The organism is Nocardia rhizosphaerihabitans (assembly GCF_014646295.1).
Lineage (GTDB): Bacteria > Actinomycetota > Actinomycetes > Mycobacteriales > Mycobacteriaceae > Nocardia > Nocardia rhizosphaerihabitans.
This window is the reverse complement of the sequence record NZ_BMNE01000004.1, coordinates 206466-225111: the sequence shown is the minus strand read 5'-3', so window position 1 is coordinate 225111 and position 18646 is coordinate 206466. Positions and strand designations below refer to the sequence as shown.

The following is an 18646-nucleotide window of genomic DNA, read 5'->3' as shown; positions in this document are numbered from 1 at the left end:
TCGAGCCGGGCCGCGCGAAACAGTATTCTCAGGCCCCCAGCGCTGGGCCGATGGTCTGCCAGGACGCATGCAGCGCGTCCTGCCAGTACGACCAAGAGTGCGTCCCGACCGGGTGGTAGTCGATCCTGGCACCGATCCCCGCCGCGCGCAGGCGCTGGTCGAAGGCCACCATGCACGTGTTGACGCCGAGTTCGATGGGCCCGCCGAGGAAGATGTTCTCCGCCAGCTGCGGCTTGAGCTCGGCCTCGTGCGGGCCGGGGATGCCGGTACCGGTCGACAGGTACAGCGCCTTGCCGCGCAGCCGGTCGATCATCAGCGCCGGATCGTGCGCGGCCCATTCCGGGCTGCCGGGCGCGCCCCACATGTTGAGCGGGTTGCCACCGCGATTGGCGATGGAGAACATGATCGCGCCCGCCGCCATCGCGCTGTCGGGGCACGCGCTGTAACCGGCGACGGCCCGATACAGCTCGGGGTGCCGGGCGGCCAGGACATAGGCCGCGTTGCCGCCCATCGACAGGCCGCCGATGCCGTTGACGCCGTTGCCGTCGAACGCCGCGTTGATCAGCCCGGGCAGCTCCTGGGTCAGGAAGGTCTCCCACTTGTACCGGCCGAAGCGCGGGTCGTCGGTGATCCAGTCGGCGTAGTAGCTGGCCTGCCCGCCGATCGGCATCACCACGTTGACGTGCTTGCCGCGGAAGAAGGCCTCCGCGTCGGTCGCGTTGGTCCAGGTGCTCTGGCCGACACCGGGATCGAGGCCGTCGAGCAGGTAGTACGTCGACCGGGAGCCGCCGCCCGCCGGGTGCAGCACCTGCAGGTCGATATTGCGGCCCATCGCGGGCGAAGCGACCGTGATGGCAGTGCGGGTGGGGGTGAGATTGTCGACCCCGATGATCTGGGCGGCCGCCGCGGGGGCGGGGTTCACCACCGCGGGTCCGAGCAACGCGAGAGCGAAAGCCAGCACTGAAGCAGCAACACCTGTAGAACGCACGTCCCACCCTCCATTACCGCATGCCAATGACAGTCCAAGGTAACCCAGAGGTGAATGAACTGGAAGCATTCGGCGTTTCGGGCGTTTCTTCAGCAAACTCGCTGGTCTGCAATGCCCGGTTCGCCCGAAGCGGGCATCAGCGAGTGAGGGCGCCCCGGATGGAACCGGCCAGATAGTCGAGGTCGGCGCGGGCGGGCGAGGTCGGTCGCGCACGCAGTCCGAAGCCGTCGCCCGGCGTCCGCGGGATCACGTGCAGGTGCACGTGGAAGACTTCCTGCCCGGCCGTGACCCCGTCGGCGAGAAAGAAGTTCACCCCGTCGGCGGCCACCTCACTGGACCGCAACGCGGCCGCGATCCGCTGACCCACCTGGAACAGCTTGCCGCCCAGGACCGGATCGAGATCGGCCAGGCTCGGCGCGGACACCTTCGGCACCACGAGCACGTGGCCGGGTGTCACGGGACGAATGTCCATGAAGGCCAGCACATCGTCGTCCTCGTAGACCTTGGACGCGGGTGCCCGGCCGGCGACGATGTCGGTGAAGATCGTGTAGGGATTCACACCCCATCCTAAAATGCCCGCGAGCCGCCGCGCCCTGGCACGAATTCCCGGACGCGGCAGCGGCATCGGCGCTAGAGAATCGGCGACGGGGTGTAGCGCGCCGCCTCGGGGTTCGCCTCGACCAGCTTCTGCACCTGCGCGATCACCTCGGATACCTGATCGGAGGCGGCGCCGATGAAGGCCGACTTGTCGGCCAGCGCGGCGTCGAGGGCCGCACGATCCAGCGGCATCCGGTCGTCGGCGGCCAGGCGGTCCAGCAGGTCGGGCTCGCGGCCCTGCTCGCGCATGGCCAGCGCCACCGCGACCGCGTGCTCCTTGATGACCTCGTGCGCGGTCTCGCGACCGACGCCCGCGCGCACCGCCGCCATCAGGATGCGGGTGGTGGCCAGGAACGGCAGGTACCGGTCGAGCTCACGCGCGACCACCGCCGGGTACGCGCCGAACTCGGCGAGCACGGTCAGGAAGGTCTCGGTCTGGCCGTCGATGGCGAAGAACGCGTCCGGCAGCGCGACGCGGCGCACCACCGAGCAGAACACGTCGCCCTCGTTCCACTGCGCGCCGGCGAGCTCGGCCGCCATCGAGCCGTAGCCGCGCAACACGACCTGCAGGCCGTTGACGCGCTCGCAGGAGCGGGTGTTCATCTTGTGCGGCATCGCCGACGACCCGACCTGGCCGGGCTGGAAGCCCTCGGTGACCAGCTCGTGGCCCGCCATCAGCCGGATGGTGTGCGCGAACGACGAGGGGCCCGCACCCAGCTGCACCAGCGCCGAGAGAACGTCGTGGTCCAGCGAGCGCGGGTACACCTGGCCGACGCTGGTGAATACGGTCGCGAAACCGAGGTGCGTGGCCACCTGCTGCTCGAGCGCGGCCAGCTTGCCCGCGTCACCGTCGAGCAGGTCGAGCATGTCCTGGGCGGTGCCCATCGGGCCCTTGATCCCGCGCAGCGGGTAGCGGTCGATCAGGTCGCGCAGCCGGGCCAGCCCGACGAGCACCTCGTCGGCGGCGGAGGCGAAACGCTTGCCCAGCGTGGTGGCCTGCGCGGCGACATTGTGCGAGCGCCCGGCCATCACCAGCGTCTGGTACTCGGCGGCCCGCTCGGCCAGCCGGGCCGCGACGGCGACACCGTGGTTGTAGACGTGCTCGAGCGAGAGCCGGATCTGCAGCTGTTCCACGTTCTCGGTGAGGTCGCGGCTGGTCATGCCCTTGTGCACGTGCTCGTGCCCGGCCAGCGCGTTGAACTCCTCGATGCGGGCCTTCACGTCGTGGCGGGTGATCCGCTCGCGCTCGGCGATCGAGGCCAGATCCACGTGGTCGATGACGCGCGCGTAGTCGTCGATCACGCCGGCGGGGACGTCGATGCCGAGCTCCGACTGGGCCCGCAGCACCTCGAGCCACAGCCTGCGCTCGAGCACGATCTTGTTCTCGGGCGACCAGAGCGCGACGAGCTCCGGGCTGGCGTATCGGGTGGCGAGGACATTCGGGACGAGGCTCACGAACGTTCAGTCTAGTTGGCGTGCCCGTTCCAGCTGCTGGGGCATCATGTTGGGGACCACGGGCGGGGCGACGATGTCGATCATGTCCAGCAGACCGGCCCGTGCGGGCCTTCTCGGTTCCGGATGGCCCTCGATCAGCGCGGCCACCACAGCACCGTCGACGACGGCGACCAGCCTGCGCAACTGCTCGGGGCGCACCACTCGGTCGGAGCGGCGCAGCACGTCGGCGAGCAGTTCTTCGAGCTGGGTGCGTAGTCGGAGCTGGACCTCGCGTAACTCGGGGTGCCGGGCGGAGGCGACGGAGCGCTCGTAGCGGGCGATCAGCTGACCGCGGGCGTCGAGGTCGCCCTCGTCGGGCCCGACGAGCAGGTCGAGGACCAGGTCGGCGGTCGCCTCGGCGCCGCGCCTGCGATGGCTGACCTCACCGACCCGGCGACGCATCGCGTCGAGTTCGATCGCGCCGCTGAACTCGACGGCCCGGGCGATCAGATCTTCCAGGGACTCGAAATAGTAGGTGGTCGAGGCGAGCGGAAGATCGGCCCGCGACGCCACCGAGCGATGTCGCACGGCGTCGAAGCCGCCTTCGAGCAACAGTTCAGCCGCCGCCGCCACCAGGGCCTGGCGACGTCGTTCGCCTTTCGGGGTCGTCGCGGTGGTCACCGTGCCATCGTGCCAGTCATCATCAGTTCAACCGTGCGCAATCGTCATCGGGGAAACGCGGGAAATCGGGATAACTGAGTTTTACCGCATCCCGGCACGGAAGTGTTCGTACTAGGCAAAGTTGTTGTCGCACATCACTGTTGACAGCGCGACCGGTCAGCCCTTCAGGAACCTTCCCAACCGGTCCAGTGCTGCGGCGATGTCGTCGGTGGCGCCTGCGAAGGAGAAGCGAACCGTGCGAAGTCCGTGCACGGTGTCGAAGTCGAGACCGGGTGCCAGCGCGACGCCGGTGTGCTCGAGTATCTCGGCGCACCAGGCGCGGGAATCGTTGGTCAAATGTCCAATATCGGCATAGGCGTAGAAAGCGCCGTCGGCGGGCGCGAGATCGGTGATACCGATGCTCGGCAGACCCTCCAGCAACAGTGCCCGGTTGCGCGCGTACCGGCGCACATGACCGTCCAGTTCATCCTTGGCTTCCGGTCCGAAGGCATGCACCGCCGCGTATTGGGAGATGGCGGGCGGGCACACGGTCATGTTCGAGGCCAGCCGCTGCAAGGCGGGCCGCAGGTCCTCGGGAGCGAGCATCCAGCCCAGCCGCCAGCCCGTCATCGAGAAGTACTTCGACACCGAGCCGATGACCACCGCGGAACGGGAGAACTCCCAGGCCGACGAGGTCGGCGTGCTCGCACCCGCGTAGGTGATGCCGTGGTAGATCTCGTCGGAAATCAGCAGGGTGCCGTGTTCCTCGCACCAGCGGGCCAGCGCGGCCAGCTCGGCCGGGTCGATCATGGTGCCGGTCGGGTTGGCCGGACTGGCCACCACCAGGCCGGCGGGCGGCTCGGGCAGTGCCTCGAGCATCGCCACGGTCGGCTGGAAGCGGGTCTGCGGGCCGCAGTCCAGTTCGACCACGGTGCAGCCCAGCGCGGTCAGCGTGTTGCGGTAGGCGGGGTAGCCGGGCCTGGCGACCACCACGGTGTCGCCCGCGTCGAAGGCGGCCAGGAAGATCAGCGTGAACGCGCCCGACGATCCCGTGGTCACCACCACTTCGTCCGGGTGCACGTCGTAGCCGTAGGTCTCGCTGTGGTGCCCCGCGATGGCTTCGCGCAACGGCAGGATCCCGAACGTCTCGGTGTAGCCGAGCAGCTCGTGGTCGATGGCGGCCCTGGTGGCCCGCAACACCGGCGCGGGCGCCTGCGTCGACGGCTGCCCCGCCGCGAGGACCAGCACATCCCCGTGCGACCTGGCCCGTTCGGCCGCCGCCTTCCACACATCCATCACGTAGAAGGGGGGAATTGTCGACCGGCGCGATTCTCTGGACACCCGAGAGACGGTAGAGCACCCGATTGCGCGCGTTCACAGATATGGTCGGCACAATGGCTCCGACAGCGAAGACGCAGCCACCGACGCAGCAGGCGCAGCTACGTCGGTGCCGGGGCGCGGGGGCACCATGGAGTGGATGAGGACGGCGGGGAGAGTGCGGCGGGCGGATACGGGGACGGTCGATCGCGCTGACACATCGGCTGTCGACGGTTCGCCTGCCGAGGGACCGGACCACCCGTCGACGACGGGTGACGGTGTGCGCCAGGCAGACACGGACGCCGACAAGCAGGCCACCGCCGATGGTGGTGCAGCGCAGGACACGTCGGCCGACCACGAGGCCGACGATGCTTCGGGGCAGGCGACCGCCGATCGCGCGGGCAGGTCCGCTGTCAGCCTCACCGGCCATGTCCTGCAGGCGAATTGGCGTGAACAGCTGGCGTCGCAGACCAGTGTTCGCGAGCGCGTGACGACCTGGGTGGACAACCATCCGGCAGTCGGCGAGGTCGCCGGTGAACTGCGCCGCGGCGAGGTGCGCACGGTGTTCTGGCTGCGGCCCAAGGCGCGTGCCGAAGCGCTGTGGGCGCAGCGGCCGAGCCGGGATCGAGTGCGTCAGGTGCTGTTCGAGCGTCGGGTGCTGATCGCAGGCGTCGTCATCGTCGCGGTGTTCGCCGCCGCCGACTCGCAGATCAGGGACATCGCGAGCGATCGTCCGCTGGCGCCAGGGGAAGCGCAGCGGGTGGCGATCGCCTATCCACCGCAGCTCGCGCCGAATCCGCAGTCGTCGACGCGTCTGCTCGCCGCCATCGCCAGGGGTGAGAAGCGGCGCGAGGCAGCGGTGGTCGCCGCCGCCGCCCGCGCCACCCTGGAGCGGGCGAAGGCGGAAGCGGCGGCCGCGGCGTCGGGCGAATGGCAGGACTGGATGGGTCAGCGTGCCCCGGTGGTTCCCGGGGTGATGGTGCCGGGGTCGACTCCGTCCGGCGGCGGCTTCAGCCTGCCCGCCAAGGGCGCGTTCACCTCCGGTTTCGGCTCACGCTGGGGCACCATGCACCGCGGCATCGACATCGCCGCCCCCATCGGCAGCCCCATCTACGCCGTCGCCGACGGCACCGTCGTGGAAGCCGGCCCGGCGCAGGGTTTCGGCCTGTGGGTCCGCATTCGCCACGACGACGGCACCATCAGCATCTACGGCCACATGTACGACTTCTTCGTCTCCCAGGGCGAACGCGTCCCCGCGGGCATGCAGATCGCCCGCATCGGCAACCGCGGCGACTCCACGGGCCCCCACCTGCACTTCGAGATCGTGCAGAACGGCCAGCACGTGGACCCGCAGGCGTGGCTGGCATTGCACGGACTGCGCCTGACCTGACGCACGGCGACAAGGATCAGCGGACACGACGAGCGGTCCGCTGATCACCGTGCGCGCTACTCGGAGACCTTCGTCCGCTCCGGGACAACAACCTCGGTGGCGCCGATATCGGTGCGGAAATGGCTACCGGGAAGCTTGATCTGAGCGAGCCGCGCGTAGGCCCGCTCCCTGGCCTGGGCGAGATCCTCACCGACACCGACCACATTGAGCACGCGGCCACCCGCCGAGACCAGCGCCTTGTCCTCGCGCAGTCCGGTGCCCGCGTGCAGCACCAGCGTGTCGCCGTCCAGTGCGCCGTCCTCGGCGCCGGTGATCACGTCACCCGTGCGGGGGCGCGCCGGGTAGTTCTCGGCAGCCAGAACCACAGTGATCGCGGCGCCGTCCTTCCACCGCGGTATCTCCACCTCTGCCAGGCGGCCGGTGGCGGTGGCGTGCAGCAGCTCGGCGAACGGACTGTCGAGCAGCGCCAGCACAGCCTGCGTCTCAGGGTCGCCGAACCGGCAATTGAACTCGACGACAGCCGGACCGTTCGACCCGATCGCCAGACCGGCGTACAGCAGGCCGGAGAACGAGCTACCGCGGCGCACCAGCTCGGCCGCGACAGGCTTGACCACGTCCTCGACAATCTCGATCAGCGTCTCTTCGGGCAGCCACGGCAGCGGGGTGTAGGCGCCCATGCCGCCGGTGTTGGGGCCGGAATCGCCGTCGCCGACACGCTTGTGATCCTGGGCGGGTAGCAGGGGGACGACGGTCTCGCCGTCGACCAGACAGAACAGCGACACCTCCGGGCCGTCCAGGAACGACTCGAGCAGCACCGGATGGCCCTGTTCGAGCAGCTCGGCACCGTGATCGCGGGCCGCTCGCCGGTCGGCGGTCACCACGACGCCCTTGCCCGCCGCGAGCCCGTCGTCCTTCACCACCCAGGTCGGGCCGAAGCGATCGAGCGCGGCGTCCAGGTCGGCGGGGGTGTCGACGATCTCGCTGTGCGCGGTCCGCACACCGGCGGCCGCCATCACGTCCTTGGCGAACGCCTTCGAGCCCTCGATCCGGGCCGCGTCCTTGGACGGGCCGAACACCGGGAATCCGGCCGCGCGCACGGCGTCGGCGATGCCGAGCACCAGCGGCACCTCGGGTCCGATCACCACGAGATCGGCGGCGACCTCGGTGGCCAGCGCGACGACGTCCTCGGCCGCACACGGATCGACCGGGCGTAGCTCGGCATGCTGTCCGATGCCCGGATTGCCCGGAGCGGCGATGACCGCCGTCACGGACGGGTCCCGGCGCAACGCCAGGACGAGGGCATGTTCACGGGCTCCGGAACCGATGACGAGTACGCGCACGGTCACAGATTAGTCGCGCACTGCGCACCCGCTTCGCACGCCCCAGCTCGCTACCTGGTCGCCGTATCCGGTAGCCGCCGGCCGGCCGCGGCCGCGGATCCGAGCCCTCGCCCGGCACCGGGAATTCACTCGCACACGCCACCCACATCGGGTTCGCTTGGGGGACAATGATGCTGGCGGGACAACGGTCGGCCGGAGACAGGGCGAGGGGAGCACAGCATGGGTCTGCTCGACGGAATGATGGGCAATGCGGGTCGCATCGATCCCGCCGCCGCCCAGCAGGAGTACGCGAGGCTGTTCGGCCAGGGTGAGCAGGTCTATTCGGCCTTCATCCTGGTGCGCGACGCGATGCTGTTCACCAATCGCAGGCTGATCCTGGTCGACAAGCAGGGCGTCACCGGCCGCAAGGTCAGCTACCACTCCATCCCCTACCGCTCGATCACCCATTTCGCCGTGGAGACCGCAGGCACCTTCGATCTCGACGCCGAGCTCTATATCTGGATCGGCAGCGGGAACGAGCCGGTCAAGCAGCGGTTCAACCGTCAGGTCGACATCTACGAGGTACAGGGCATCCTGTCGCATTTCGTCGGGATCTGATTAGGCTCGCCGCATGGCATCCGTCTTCAGCGCGATCATCGCCGGACAGCTTCCCGGCCGTTTCGTCTGGGAGGACGACGAGTTCGTCGCCTTCCTCACCATCGCCCCCGTCACCCAGGGCCACACCCTCGTCGTGCCGCGCGCCGAGATCGACCAGTGGCAGGACATCGACCCCGCCGTCATGGCCCGCCTCACCGGCGTCGCCCAGAAGATCGGCCAAGCCGTCCGCATCGCCTTCGACGCCCCCCGCGCCGGCCTCCTCATCGCCGGCCTGGAAGTCCCCCACCTGCACACCCACGTCTTCCCCGCCTACACCATGGGCGACTTCGACATCTCCGGCGCCGACACCGCCCCCAAACCCGAATCCCTCGACGAGGCCCGCGACAAGATCAAAGCCGCCCTCCGCGAACTCGGCCACGGCGCCAACGTCCCCGACTGAGCGCCGCCGCCGAGGATTGCGTGAGTTCGCACACCTCGGCGGACACCGGTCCGGATCCGCTGTTGTGATCGTTCGGCTACGGCGCGGTTCGTCGTGGCCGACGGATGGATCTCAACCGTCAGCCCGCAGGAGCGGATCATCGGCCCATGGATCGCCGTACTGCGCGTAGGGGTCTCCCAGCTCCTGTAGTCGCTTGCGACCCTCGGAGGTGATCTCAGCCCTGAAGACTTCGTTCGACCCGATCTCGTCGTCTGGAATCTCGAGATATCCAGCACAATTATTGTAGCCGAAGGCAATTCGACGGACCGCATCGTCGACAGATACATTCCATGGTTCCCACGACCGCCCCTGGCCAGGGAAACTACCCAGTCCGATGTATCCCCGAGTAGCGAATTCTCGGATTATTTCCAGAACTCGCGGTCGCGAATATTCGCCTGGTTCGATCTTTCGCACGTCGGCATCGAACTCAGCGATCGGCGCCCAATCGTCGTCGATGGCGTACAGGAGGAAGTTCTCGAGCTTCGTAGTCATCATTTCGGCAGATGCACCTTTACTGGCTTGCCACTCCCGGGATCCTTGATATCGACGGTGACTCCACCCGAGGTACTGGTGTCCCTGATCCGAACCTTCGCACTGGAATGGACCCGCAAGCCGGGCCGACCGAGGACCAACTGCACCTGATTGATCTAGTTCAACAGCGCCCCGAGCGCCGTCCGAAACTTGGTGGCGTCAGCTGCGCGTATACGTCAGCCCTGTCGGCTACTGTCCGTTCAATCGCCACTGAACCAAATATAACCCCGCTGACGTATTGCAAATTCTGCCGCATTGCTCAATATTGCAAACAGTTCGCGTTCGAGATCATTCCTCGGGGACAGTGCTGCAATCTCCTCAATCAGCGCGTCTAGCTGCTTGGCGTTGAACATCGTGTCCGCATGTTTATGAATACCCCAAAGCAGTGATCCACTAGGCGCAGTCGATACCACACTGCTCAACGATTCCAATGCACTGCCAGTGAGGACTTCCATCTGTTTGTGCACCTGATTTTGAATAATGACATCAATTCCCACTTCTACTCCTTAAGGTATCGGATACATCGTTATTACACCACCGAATCGGTCGGTAACCACCTTGTATCGAGTGGTAACTGCGCCTCCGATTTGCTCTGCCACACTACCGATTACTCGCCCCGCATCGACGTCACGTTCATAATTTCCATCGTCATTAGGACCGCGCGCTACGACATTTTCGGCAGCTTCGGCAAGTTCATCGAGGTCAACATCCGCATCGGGCCAAGTGCCCTTTGACGGATTCGACCTGATCATCGATGTCGTCGAGATGATCGGCCACGAACCCAGCCAATCCGGCCAGGCGAGCCACGATCTGATCGAGCTGATCCATATCGACAGAGAATTCCGAACCCATTACAACTCCGATAGATCGAGGCCAATCATATTGAGCGAGAACTGATTCGAGACATCTTGACTCTGGAACGTGTCGGCGGTGACTCCCAGCTTCTCCGCCATCCCGGTCAAGGCGGTGCAGATCTGGCGGCCACCACTGCTGGTTTCGGTCCAACCGGTACCGAATTCGTCGGCCAGATCACCAAGCCATCCGCCACTGAGCAAGGCCTCGACATCCCCACTTGCCGAATCCAACGCTGCGCGCAGCGTTTCGGCCAGGCCGTAGACGTACTTGCCGACTGCACTGACCTCGTCGGGGACTACCGACAACGACTGACCGTCGCTCCCCCCCAGGAGTACTCATGTCGGGAGACGCTACCGGACGGCGACATACGGGGCGAACCCTGGCTGAGCGGCGAAGGGCAATCGCACGGGTCGGGATGCCCGCACCGGCATAGAGAGCCTTCTTCGCCTCGATTTCGCCCGGTTGGCCGATCCACCGCCACTCACGCTATGGAGCCTGCGCTGACGTCTTGCGGTCAAGATAGCCAAGCGGCGGGTCACGGCCGCGGCCAAGCCTATTCGGACCGCTGCTATTTCATAAGGAAGAGGTCGAAGCCGAATCCGCAACTCTCCGAAGTCGTTTGCCCATCGGTTACCCGAGGTGTAACGTCGCGTTCACAGAACGGCCCCCGGTAGCGCGCCAACGCTATCCGAGGGCCTGGGTACGAAGCAGCCAAAACCTGTTCGCACCGTAGGGGACACCCTACCTGCAACGCCTCGGCACCTCTCCACGCCGAGGAGTCGCCCTGACGCCAGGAGCCGTCAACGCTCCCGTGCTCGGACGACCCTGCTGCCTCGTCTCCCAGGCCCCGGTGGACTGTTCCACGGTCGTCACCGACGAGCCCGACCAGGGGGAGCTCTCACTCCGAAACCCAGCCGTCTGCGAGTACCACCGTCGTACGCCTCGCACGTACGCACCGTGTCGGCCGGGGTGCACACCTACGTCACGGTCCAACCTCGCCGCGCGTCACTTCGACGCGGGGCCAGAAGTGTTGGCCGAGATGGTCTATCGGGGCATGGCGACCGGGAGTCCGGGGAAGGGGGTTCGACACCGGCACCCTTGGGTGCTCCGCATGGTCGAACCTCCGGCAAACACTTGACAGATCGCAAAGGAAGGCGACCATGAACTCGGATATCAAGGACATCGCCGATTGGGCCAGAAGTGCGATACCCGGCCACACCCAGCAACGCCCGCCGCAGGATGGCCGACCTGAAAGTCGCACTCCGCGGGGCCGGACTACAGATTCCACCGCCGAGCAAGAAGGAACAACGCGCCCATCGCCGGAAGGAGGACCAGTGATTCAGACGTGGGTCGCAACATTCACCTTCGATCGCGGGGCCGACGAAGCTCACCTGATCGCATGGGAAGAGATGCTCACCGAGCACGATGGCACGGTCTCCCAGAACGAGCGGGGTGTCGAAGTGTCGGTGTACGTCGATGCGGCGGACCCGATCAGCGCCGCCGCGATGGCGCACACGATGATCAGCGTCGCCGTCCCGCTGCCGCCGACCGGGATCGAGGTCATCACCGAGGACGAGCAGGCCCGGCGCGCCGAAGCTCCGACACTGCCGGAGCTGGTATCCGCCCCCGAGGTGGGCGAACTCCTCGGAGTAAGCCGTAAGCGGGTGCACCAGCTTCGCTCGACCCCGGCGTTCCCGCAGCCGCTGTTCGAATTGCGTACCGGTCCGGTGTGGGATGCGGTACCGATCCGCAAGTTCGCGCAGGAATGGGACCGCAAGCCGGGCCGGCCGAGGAGCAACTGCGCCTGACTGGTTCTAGTTCGCCGCCCGAGCCCGTCAGGAGGTGGGTGGGGTCAGCTGGGTGACGGTGCCGAGGAAGCTTGTTACGTAGAGGGCGTGTGGGTTCCAGCCTGGGCCTGCGCCGAAACGGACCGAGGAGGACAGGGGAAGTCCGTCTGCGATGGTGCAGGTTTGGCGGGTGTCGAGGTCGACCTGTTGGATTCGGCCTGCGACGTTGAGTGCCACGTAGGCCTTGCCGTCCGGGCCGACGGTCAGGTCGTCGGCCGCGTTCAGTGGGCCGTGTCCGGGGATCACGGTGTGCGGGGTCGGCCGGGACGGGTCGGCGTAGTCGACGAAGGTGACCACTGTTGTGGGGTCGAAGGTCGTCGAAACTACGAGCCGATTGCGTGCGCGGTCGAACGCGAGGCCGTTGGTGGAGGTGAGTGACGGCGCGTAGGGCGATGCGCTGCCATTCGCCGCTACTCGCGTCATGGATCCCGCGCCGACGTCCTTGCTGACGACGAAATCGCCGTTGGGTAGTTGCGCCAAGCCGTTCGGCATCGTCAGGCCGGTGGCGACCGTGGTGACCGTGCCGGAGTCGAGGTCCAATGCGCGAATGGTTCCGTCCGCGCGGCCAGTCAGCGCGGCGACGGCACTGTTGCCGGTGGTGAAATAGGCCGTGTCGCCGACGACGATGACTCCCCCGGGGCCGTCGATATCGCCCACCGCGACAGACTTCGCGCCGTCGGCCGACAGGCGCTGTAGCGAGCCGCCGACGCCGGTGGCGGATTGCTCCGACAGCAGCAGGTTCCCGCGGCCGTCGAAAGCGAGGTTCTCGAGCAGCCCGTAGCCGGAGGCGGCTGTCCGCTGCGTCCACTGTGGACACGATTCCGGTGCAGCGGCAGCCGGGTTCGTCGGCAGGATGGCGGCCGTCGCGGTGGCGGCCAGTGCGCCGATTGTCCGGAATGTCGGACGAGAGAGGTTCATCGGATCTCCAGGTGGATCACTGGTGAACTCACCCTATGCCGAACGCTTCGCACAGGAGCGCGGTTCGACGCGAAAGGCCCCCGACCGCGCTTCAACGCAGGTCGGAGGCCTGTCTTCGGAGCCCCCTGTCAGGATTGAACTGACGACCTTTCGCTTACAAGGCGAGTGCTCTACCACTGAGCTAAGGAGGCAAGGTACTTCATGGGCCCCGGAGGGCAGCGACCATCATAGCCGCACGCGGCGGCCGCGTGGCATCGGTAGAAGTGCCACACGGCCGTCACGCTCAGCGAGGTCCCGGCGCAGTATCTGTGTTACTGCTCAGGACTGGGCGCGAGCCGCATCGTCGGCGGCCATCGCGTCACGCAGGCTCTTGGGACGCATATCGGTCCAGTTCTTCTCGACGTATTCGACGCACGCGGCCCGGCTTTCTTCACCGAACACGACACGCCAACCCGCCGGGACCTCCGCGAACGCGGGCCACAGGGAGTGCTGCTCTTCGTCGTTGACCAGAACGAAGAAGCGGCCGTCCTCGTCGTCGAAGGGGTTGGTGCTCAATTTCACCTCACTGGATACTGGCGCTGTGTACGGGATCGCTCAGGGGTGCGCACCCCCGGGCGTTGTGTCGACCCTAGCAAGGCAGACGTTACGTGTAGGTGGTTACCTCAGCCTCGGCGGTCAGGCCGCGAAGAAATCGAGGAGGATCTTGTTGACCGCCTCGGGGCGTTCCAGGTAGCCGTAGTGCCCGGTGTCCGGAATCTCCTGGTACCTGGCGCCCGGGATGGCCTCGGCAACCTCCCGTGACAGATAAGGCGGAATCATCCTATCATCGGCGAAGCCAATTGCCAGGCAGGGCACCGTGATTGCGCGGTAGGCGGCGATCCGGTCGAACTCGTGGTCCATCGCCCGCTGGGCCCGGATTCCGGGGGGCGTGGCCCCGCCGGTGAACTCGAACAGATCCAGCCAATCGCGGGCGGCGTTGGTGTCGGCCATGGTCGCGGGCGACAGATTCATCACCGCGGTCAGCGCCGCCTCGAATTTCGCGGGCAGCTGCATACCCGCGGCGTCGAGGTCCTGCTCACCGGCCGACAGCGTCTTCTGGAACTGGTCCAGCCTGCCGTGACCAGCCATGAAGACAGCCTTGCGGACCAGGTCGGGACGGGCCAGCGCCAGCTCCTGGGCGACCCGGGCGCCCATCGAGGTGCCCGCGATCAGGGCGGGTCCCTCGTCGAGGAACTCGATCAGCGCCGCGGTGTCGGCCACCAGATCCTCGATCCGCATACCGCCTGCGGCCTCGAACGACGGCGCGATGCCACGGTTGTCGAAGACGCAGACGCGGTACCCGGCCGCGACCAGCGCGGGAACCTGATGCAGATCCCACACCCGGCCCGGCGACCCGGTGCCCATGATCAACACCACCAGCGGACCGCCGCCCTTGACGTCGGTGCCCTTGGTACGGTCGCCCTTGACCTGATAGTTCAGTGCGATGCCGTTCACCGTGGCCAGTGGCATGAAAGAAACCTCTCTGCGGGGTGGAGCTGTCCGACAACCACGGTAACGGGACCGCCACGACACTGCACCGGGGTGGGGTGATCGGGTCGGGAGTTCATCGGTCGTGCACAGACGACCGATAGTATTGACTACTCGCACGCAGAGCGTTTGGAAACCGGGAGGACGTACCACTATGGCCGCCAAGAGCAGCGCCAACGACATCGCCGACGACGAGCTCGAGCCACTGGCCGACGAGACCGCTCGCCAGGCACAGCGCGTCGTCGCGGCATACGCCGAAGACGCCGACGAGTGCCGGATGCTGCTGTCGATGCTCGGCATCGGCCCCAGCTGACCCTCCCTACAACCACAACCTCAAAGCGGGACCCTGCGACGCGCAAAGGATGCGTGAGTGGACCAATGATCGATAAACAGTCCAACGACCGTCCGTCCGATGACAGCGAATCCGTCGCGAGCGGTGCGGGCTCCGGGTTCGTTGTCGTCGCCAATCGGCTGCCGGTAGACCTGGAGCGCCTGCCCGACGGCACGACCCGATGGAAGCGCAGCCCCGGCGGTCTGGTGACCGCGCTGGAGCCGGTCCTGCGCAGCAACAAGGGGGCCTGGGTCGGCTGGGCCGGCGTGCCCGACGTCGAGGTCGAGCCGATCATCGAAGACGGCCTGGAACTGCATCCGGTGCCGCTGACGGCGCAGGAGGTCGAGGACTACTACGAGGGGTTCTCCAACGGCACGCTGTGGCCGCTGTATCACGACGTGATCGTGCGTCCGGTCTACGACAGGGCCTGGTGGGCCGCCTATGTCGAGGTCAACCGCCGGTTCGCGGAGGAGACGGCGAAGGTGGCCGCCGAGGGCGCGACGGTCTGGGTGCAGGACTACCAGCTGCAGCTGGTGCCGAAGATGCTGCGCATGCTGCGGCCCGACCTGACCATCGGCTTCTTCCTGCACATCCCGTTCCCCCCGGTCGAGCTGTTCATGCAGATGCCGTGGCGCACCGAGATCGTCGAGGGCCTGCTCGGCGCCGACCTGATCGGTTTCCACCTGCCCGGCGGCGCGCAGAACTTCCTCTACCTGGCCCGCAGGCTGGCCGGTCAGCCCACCTCACGGGGCACCATCGGCGTGCGGTCCAAGCTGGGTGTGGTGCAGGTCGGCTTCCGCACGGTGCGCGTCGGCGCGTTCCCGATCTCGATCGACTCCGCCGAGCTCGACGAGCATTCGCGGCGTCGTTCGGTGCGCGAACGGGCCGCCAAGATCCGCGCCGAGCTGGGCAATCCGAAGAACATCATGCTCGGCGTCGATCGCCTCGACTACACCAAGGGCATCGACATCCGGCTCAACGCGCTGCAGGAACTGCTGGAAGAGGGCCGGATCGACCCGTCCGAGACGGTGATGGTGCAGCTGGCCACCCCGAGCCGCGAACGCGTGCAGAGCTACATCAAGATGCGCGGCGACATCGAGCGCCAGGTCGGCCGGATCAACGGCGAGTTCGCCCGCGTCGGCTACCCGGTCGTGCACTATCTGCACCGCCCGATCCCCCGCGACGAGCTGATCGCCTTCTTCGTCGCCGCCGACGCCATGCTGGTGACCCCGCTGCGTGACGGCATGAACCTGGTCGCCAAGGAGTACGTGGCCTGCCACAGCGACCTCAACGGCGCCCTGGTGCTCAGCGAGTTCACCGGCGCTGCCGCCGAGCTGCGCCAGTCCTACCTGTGCAACCCGCACGACCTGGACAGCGTCAAGGACGCCATCGTCGGCGCGCTCGACGACGACCGCGACACCAAGCGCCGCCGGATGCGGTCGATGCGCCGCCAGGTGCTCACCCACGACGTCGAACGCTGGGCCCGTGCCTTCCTCGACTCGCTCTCGCACGGCAATATCGCCGGCTCGGCTCTGCTCAGCGAAGACGAGGACGTGTTCGGCGAATCGTCGCGCTGAGCGGCGCACAGCGACCTCACAGCATGGGTCCAGCCACTTCCCAGCAGGGTGGTGGACGATGAGACCCATGAGCGGTGTGCCTGATGCACCCGAAGCCAGGGTGCTCGTCGTCGACGACGAACCGATGATCGTCGAACTGCTGGCGGTGAGCCTGCGCTACCAGGGTTTCGAGGTGGCGACGGCCGCCGACGGCGCCGAAGCGCTGGACAAGGCGCGCGTGTTCCGCCCGCAGGCGCTGATCGTCGATGTGATGATGCCCGGGATGGACGGCTTCGGCCTGCTGCGCAGGTTGCGCGCCGACGGCATCGACGCCCCTGTCCTGTTCCTGACCGCCCGCGACGAGGTCGAGGACAAGATCACCGGCCTCACCCTCGGCGCCGACGACTATGTCACCAAGCCGTTCAGCCTCGAGGAAGTGGTGGCCCGGCTGCGAGTGATCCTGCGCCGCGCCGGACAGACGGCGCCGGAACAGGCGAGCACCCGGCTGCGGTTCGCCGACATCGAACTCGACGACGACACCCACGAGGTGTGGAAGGCGGGCGAGCCGGTTGCCCTGTCCCCCACCGAATTCACGCTGCTGCGCTATTTCATGGTGAACGCGGGCAGCGTGCTCAGCAAACCGCGCATCCTGGATCACGTGTGGCGCTACGACTTCGGCGGTGAAGTGGGCGTGGTCGAGACCTATGTGTCGTATCTGCGCAAGAAGGTCGACACCGGCGAGCAGCGGCTCATTCACACCTTGCGGGGCGTCGGGTATGTGATGCGGGAGCCTGCCGCGCGATGAGGCTGCGCGTCCCCAGGTTCTCGGCGATCCCGCTACGGGTGACGCTGGTGCTGATTCTGGTGGCGATGGCCGGATTCGGCTTGGTAGCTTCGGGTTTCGTTGTCACCAAGGCGATGGAGACCTCGCTGCAGAATCGCACCGATCAGCAATTGACGGATGCGGCGATCGAATGGGAACGCCGGGTCGGCCTGCCCGCCCCCGTCCTGCCTGCCCCGGCACCGGACCGCCAGCCTCCCGGCCGGTACTACCTGCACGCCGAGAGCTCCGACGGAACCCGGGACATCACCCTGGACAACGTCTTCGGCACCGACGCCACCCCGGCGCTGCCCGATCCGCCTGCGCTGCAACCGGTCACGGTCGGCTCGGAAGGTGACTCGGACGACCGGTGGCGGGTGCTGACGGTGCACGGCAAGCACGCGTCGGCGACGGTCGCCTGGCCACTCACCGAGAACATCGAGACCGTACGCAATCTCGTCGTGCTGGAACTCGTGGTCGGCGCGATCATCCTGACGGCCTTGGCGATCGCCGCCTACTTCGTGGTCCGCGGCAGCCTGCGGCCGTTGCGCCGGGTCGAGGCCACCGCCGCGGCCATCGCGGAAGGCGAGCTGCACCACCGAGTCCCGGTGCGCGGCAACGATACCGAGGTCGACCGGCTGTCCCGCTCGCTCAACAGCATGCTCACCCAGATCCAGCAGGCTTTCGCCGCCACCGAGGCTTCCGAGGCGGCCGCGCGCGAATCCGAGGCCCGCATGCGGCGTTTCGTCGCCGACGCCAGTCACGAACTGCGCACCCCGCTCACCACCATCCGCGGCTTCGCCGAGCTGTACCGGCAGGGCGCGACCGGCGACCCCGCGACCTTCATGAGCCGCATCGAACACGAGGCACAGCGCATGGGCCTGCTGGTGGAAGACCTGCTGATGCTGGCCAGACTCGACGCGCAACGCCCCGTCGACCTGCGGCCGGTCGACCTGCTCGCCATCGCGGGCGACGCCGTGCACAGCGCACGCGCGGTCGAGGAGGCCGCGGGCGAGCACCGCCCGATCACCCTCGACATCGCCGAGGGCACCGGCACATTGGAGATCCTCGGCGACGAGCACCGCCTCCGCCAGATCCTCACCAACCTGCTCAACAACGCCCGCACGCACACACCGGACGGCACGACGATCACCGTCCGGCTCACCCCGGCCGAAGACGAGGTGCGCGTGGAGGTCGCCGACACCGGACCCGGCCTTACTTCCGAGGAGTCCGCGCGGATCTTCGAGCGGTTCTACCGCGCCGACACCTCACGCGCCCGCAGCAGCGGCGGCACCGGCCTCGGCCTGTCCATCGTGGCCGCGCTGGTGGCGGCCCACAACGGCATGGTGGAGGTCGCGCCGACGCCGGGCGGTGGCGCGACGTTCGTGGTCCGGCTGCCCCGAGACGACCGCGGCCCGGCCTGAGTTCAGGCCGGGCCGACGACCACAGTGGATGCGATC

The 18646-nt window shown here is 67.3% G+C and carries 20 protein-coding genes and 1 tRNA gene; 8 read left to right on the top strand and 13 right to left on the bottom strand.

The annotated features are described in order from the left end of the window. Positions 1–28: 28 nt before the first annotated feature. From IEY60_RS18645 to IEY60_RS18625, 5 genes are all read right to left on the bottom strand, one after another. Positions 29–961, bottom strand: a complete 933-nt coding sequence (locus tag IEY60_RS18645) for an alpha/beta hydrolase (protein WP_189030003.1) — start codon at positions 959–961, stop codon at positions 29–31. Positions 962–1124: 163 nt separating this feature from the next. After that, positions 1125–1547, bottom strand: coding sequence for an HIT family protein (locus IEY60_RS18640; RefSeq protein WP_229739937.1), 423 nt, complete (start codon positions 1545–1547; stop codon positions 1125–1127). Positions 1548–1618: 71 nt separating this feature from the next. Continuing rightward, the gene (purB, locus tag IEY60_RS18635; protein WP_189029999.1) at positions 1619–3040 is read right to left on the bottom strand and encodes an adenylosuccinate lyase; all 1422 of its coding nucleotides are present in this window, start codon (positions 3038–3040) and stop codon (positions 1619–1621) included. A 6-nt stretch (positions 3041–3046) separates the two neighbouring features. After that, complete coding sequence (locus IEY60_RS18630) at positions 3047–3700, bottom strand: TetR/AcrR family transcriptional regulator (RefSeq protein ID WP_189029997.1); 654 nt, start codon at positions 3698–3700, stop codon at positions 3047–3049. A gap of 156 nt (positions 3701–3856) precedes the next feature. Next, positions 3857–5020: a pyridoxal phosphate-dependent aminotransferase gene (locus IEY60_RS18625; RefSeq protein WP_189029995.1), complete on the bottom strand. Its 1164-nt coding sequence runs from the start codon at positions 5018–5020 to the stop codon at positions 3857–3859. 463 nt (positions 5021–5483) lie between these two features. On the opposite strand from IEY60_RS18625, the gene IEY60_RS18620 reads away from it, so the two are divergent. Continuing rightward, positions 5484–6386 (top strand): M23 family metallopeptidase, encoded by a 903-nt coding sequence (locus IEY60_RS18620; protein WP_444543805.1) that lies wholly within the window; start codon positions 5484–5486, stop codon positions 6384–6386. A 56-nt stretch (positions 6387–6442) separates the two neighbouring features. Here IEY60_RS18620 and purD read toward each other — a convergent pair whose 3' ends face one another. Next, on the bottom strand, positions 6443–7726 hold the full coding sequence (purD, locus tag IEY60_RS18615) for a phosphoribosylamine--glycine ligase (RefSeq protein ID WP_189029991.1): 1284 nt from the start codon (positions 7724–7726) through the stop codon (positions 6443–6445). A gap of 219 nt (positions 7727–7945) precedes the next feature. Between purD and IEY60_RS18610 the strand changes: the two genes are divergently transcribed. Next, positions 7946–8323, top strand: coding sequence for a PH domain-containing protein (locus IEY60_RS18610; protein WP_189029989.1), 378 nt, complete (start codon positions 7946–7948; stop codon positions 8321–8323). A 13-nt stretch (positions 8324–8336) separates the two neighbouring features. Next, the gene (locus IEY60_RS18605; protein ID WP_189029987.1) at positions 8337–8762 is read left to right on the top strand and encodes an HIT family protein; all 426 of its coding nucleotides are present in this window, start codon (positions 8337–8339) and stop codon (positions 8760–8762) included. A 111-nt stretch (positions 8763–8873) separates the two neighbouring features. Here the strand turns inward: IEY60_RS18605 and IEY60_RS18600 are convergent, their stop codons facing one another. The 3 genes from IEY60_RS18600 to IEY60_RS18590 form a co-directional block, all read right to left on the bottom strand. Next, the gene (locus IEY60_RS18600; protein ID WP_189029985.1) at positions 8874–9296 is read right to left on the bottom strand and encodes a hypothetical protein; all 423 of its coding nucleotides are present in this window, start codon (positions 9294–9296) and stop codon (positions 8874–8876) included. A gap of 236 nt (positions 9297–9532) precedes the next feature. Continuing rightward, entirely contained in the window at positions 9533–9829 is a 297-nt protein-coding gene (locus IEY60_RS18595) for a hypothetical protein (protein ID WP_189029983.1), read from the bottom strand. 354 nt (positions 9830–10183) lie between these two features. Further along, complete coding sequence (locus tag IEY60_RS18590; protein WP_229739936.1) at positions 10184–10492, bottom strand: WXG100 family type VII secretion target; 309 nt, start codon at positions 10490–10492, stop codon at positions 10184–10186. Positions 10493–11347: 855 nt separating this feature from the next. Here IEY60_RS18590 and IEY60_RS18585 point away from each other — a divergent pair. After that, complete coding sequence (locus IEY60_RS18585) at positions 11348–11995, top strand: helix-turn-helix transcriptional regulator (protein ID WP_189031408.1); 648 nt, start codon at positions 11348–11350, stop codon at positions 11993–11995. A gap of 27 nt (positions 11996–12022) precedes the next feature. On the opposite strand, the gene IEY60_RS18580 is transcribed toward IEY60_RS18585, so the two are convergent. The 4 genes from IEY60_RS18580 to IEY60_RS18565 form a co-directional block, all read right to left on the bottom strand. Further along, positions 12023–12952, bottom strand: a complete 930-nt coding sequence (locus tag IEY60_RS18580; RefSeq protein ID WP_189029981.1) for an SMP-30/gluconolactonase/LRE family protein — start codon at positions 12950–12952, stop codon at positions 12023–12025. Positions 12953–13071: 119 nt separating this feature from the next. Then, positions 13072–13143 (bottom strand) — tRNA-Thr (locus IEY60_RS18575). A 127-nt stretch (positions 13144–13270) separates the two neighbouring features. Then, on the bottom strand, positions 13271–13507 hold the full coding sequence (locus IEY60_RS18570; RefSeq protein WP_022565839.1) for an MbtH family protein: 237 nt from the start codon (positions 13505–13507) through the stop codon (positions 13271–13273). Positions 13508–13627: 120 nt separating this feature from the next. Continuing rightward, on the bottom strand, positions 13628–14461 hold the full coding sequence (locus tag IEY60_RS18565; protein ID WP_189029979.1) for an alpha/beta fold hydrolase: 834 nt from the start codon (positions 14459–14461) through the stop codon (positions 13628–13630). 172 nt (positions 14462–14633) lie between these two features. Between IEY60_RS18565 and IEY60_RS18560 the strand changes: the two genes are divergently transcribed. From IEY60_RS18560 to IEY60_RS18545, 4 genes are all read left to right on the top strand, one after another. Further along, the gene (locus IEY60_RS18560; RefSeq protein ID WP_019044795.1) at positions 14634–14792 is read left to right on the top strand and encodes a hypothetical protein; all 159 of its coding nucleotides are present in this window, start codon (positions 14634–14636) and stop codon (positions 14790–14792) included. Between the two features lie 65 nt (positions 14793–14857). Further along, positions 14858–16387: an alpha,alpha-trehalose-phosphate synthase (UDP-forming) gene (locus tag IEY60_RS18555; protein WP_189029977.1), complete on the top strand. Its 1530-nt coding sequence runs from the start codon at positions 14858–14860 to the stop codon at positions 16385–16387. 67 nt (positions 16388–16454) lie between these two features. After that, positions 16455–17171 carry a response regulator transcription factor gene (locus IEY60_RS18550; RefSeq protein WP_189029975.1) on the top strand — a complete coding sequence of 239 codons (717 nt, stop codon included), beginning with the start codon at positions 16455–16457 and terminating at the stop codon, positions 17169–17171. Beyond that, entirely contained in the window at positions 17168–18610 is a 1443-nt protein-coding gene (locus tag IEY60_RS18545) for a sensor histidine kinase (protein ID WP_229739934.1), read from the top strand. The genes IEY60_RS18550 and IEY60_RS18545 overlap by 4 nt, the downstream gene beginning before the upstream one ends. The last annotated feature ends 36 nt before the right edge of the window (positions 18611–18646 follow it).

Coding starts and splice junctions, on each gene's coding strand:
- IEY60_RS18605 (WP_189029987.1), top strand. CDS start 8,337: ATGGCATCCGTCTTCAGCGCGATCATCGCCGGACAGCTTCCCGGCCGT.
- IEY60_RS18545 (WP_229739934.1), top strand. CDS start 17,168: ATGAGGCTGCGCGTCCCCAGGTTCTCGGCGATCCCGCTACGGGTGACG.
- IEY60_RS18580 (WP_189029981.1), bottom strand. CDS start 12,952: ATGAACCTCTCTCGTCCGACATTCCGGACAATCGGCGCACTGGCCGCC.
- IEY60_RS18550 (WP_189029975.1), top strand. CDS start 16,455: ATGAGCGGTGTGCCTGATGCACCCGAAGCCAGGGTGCTCGTCGTCGAC.
- IEY60_RS18555 (WP_189029977.1), top strand. CDS start 14,858: ATGATCGATAAACAGTCCAACGACCGTCCGTCCGATGACAGCGAATCC.
- IEY60_RS18610 (WP_189029989.1), top strand. CDS start 7,946: ATGGGTCTGCTCGACGGAATGATGGGCAATGCGGGTCGCATCGATCCC.
- IEY60_RS18560 (WP_019044795.1), top strand. CDS start 14,634: ATGGCCGCCAAGAGCAGCGCCAACGACATCGCCGACGACGAGCTCGAG.
- IEY60_RS18600 (WP_189029985.1), bottom strand. CDS start 9,296: ATGATGACTACGAAGCTCGAGAACTTCCTCCTGTACGCCATCGACGAC.
- IEY60_RS18585 (WP_189031408.1), top strand. CDS start 11,348: ATGAACTCGGATATCAAGGACATCGCCGATTGGGCCAGAAGTGCGATA.
- IEY60_RS18565 (WP_189029979.1), bottom strand. CDS start 14,461: ATGCCACTGGCCACGGTGAACGGCATCGCACTGAACTATCAGGTCAAG.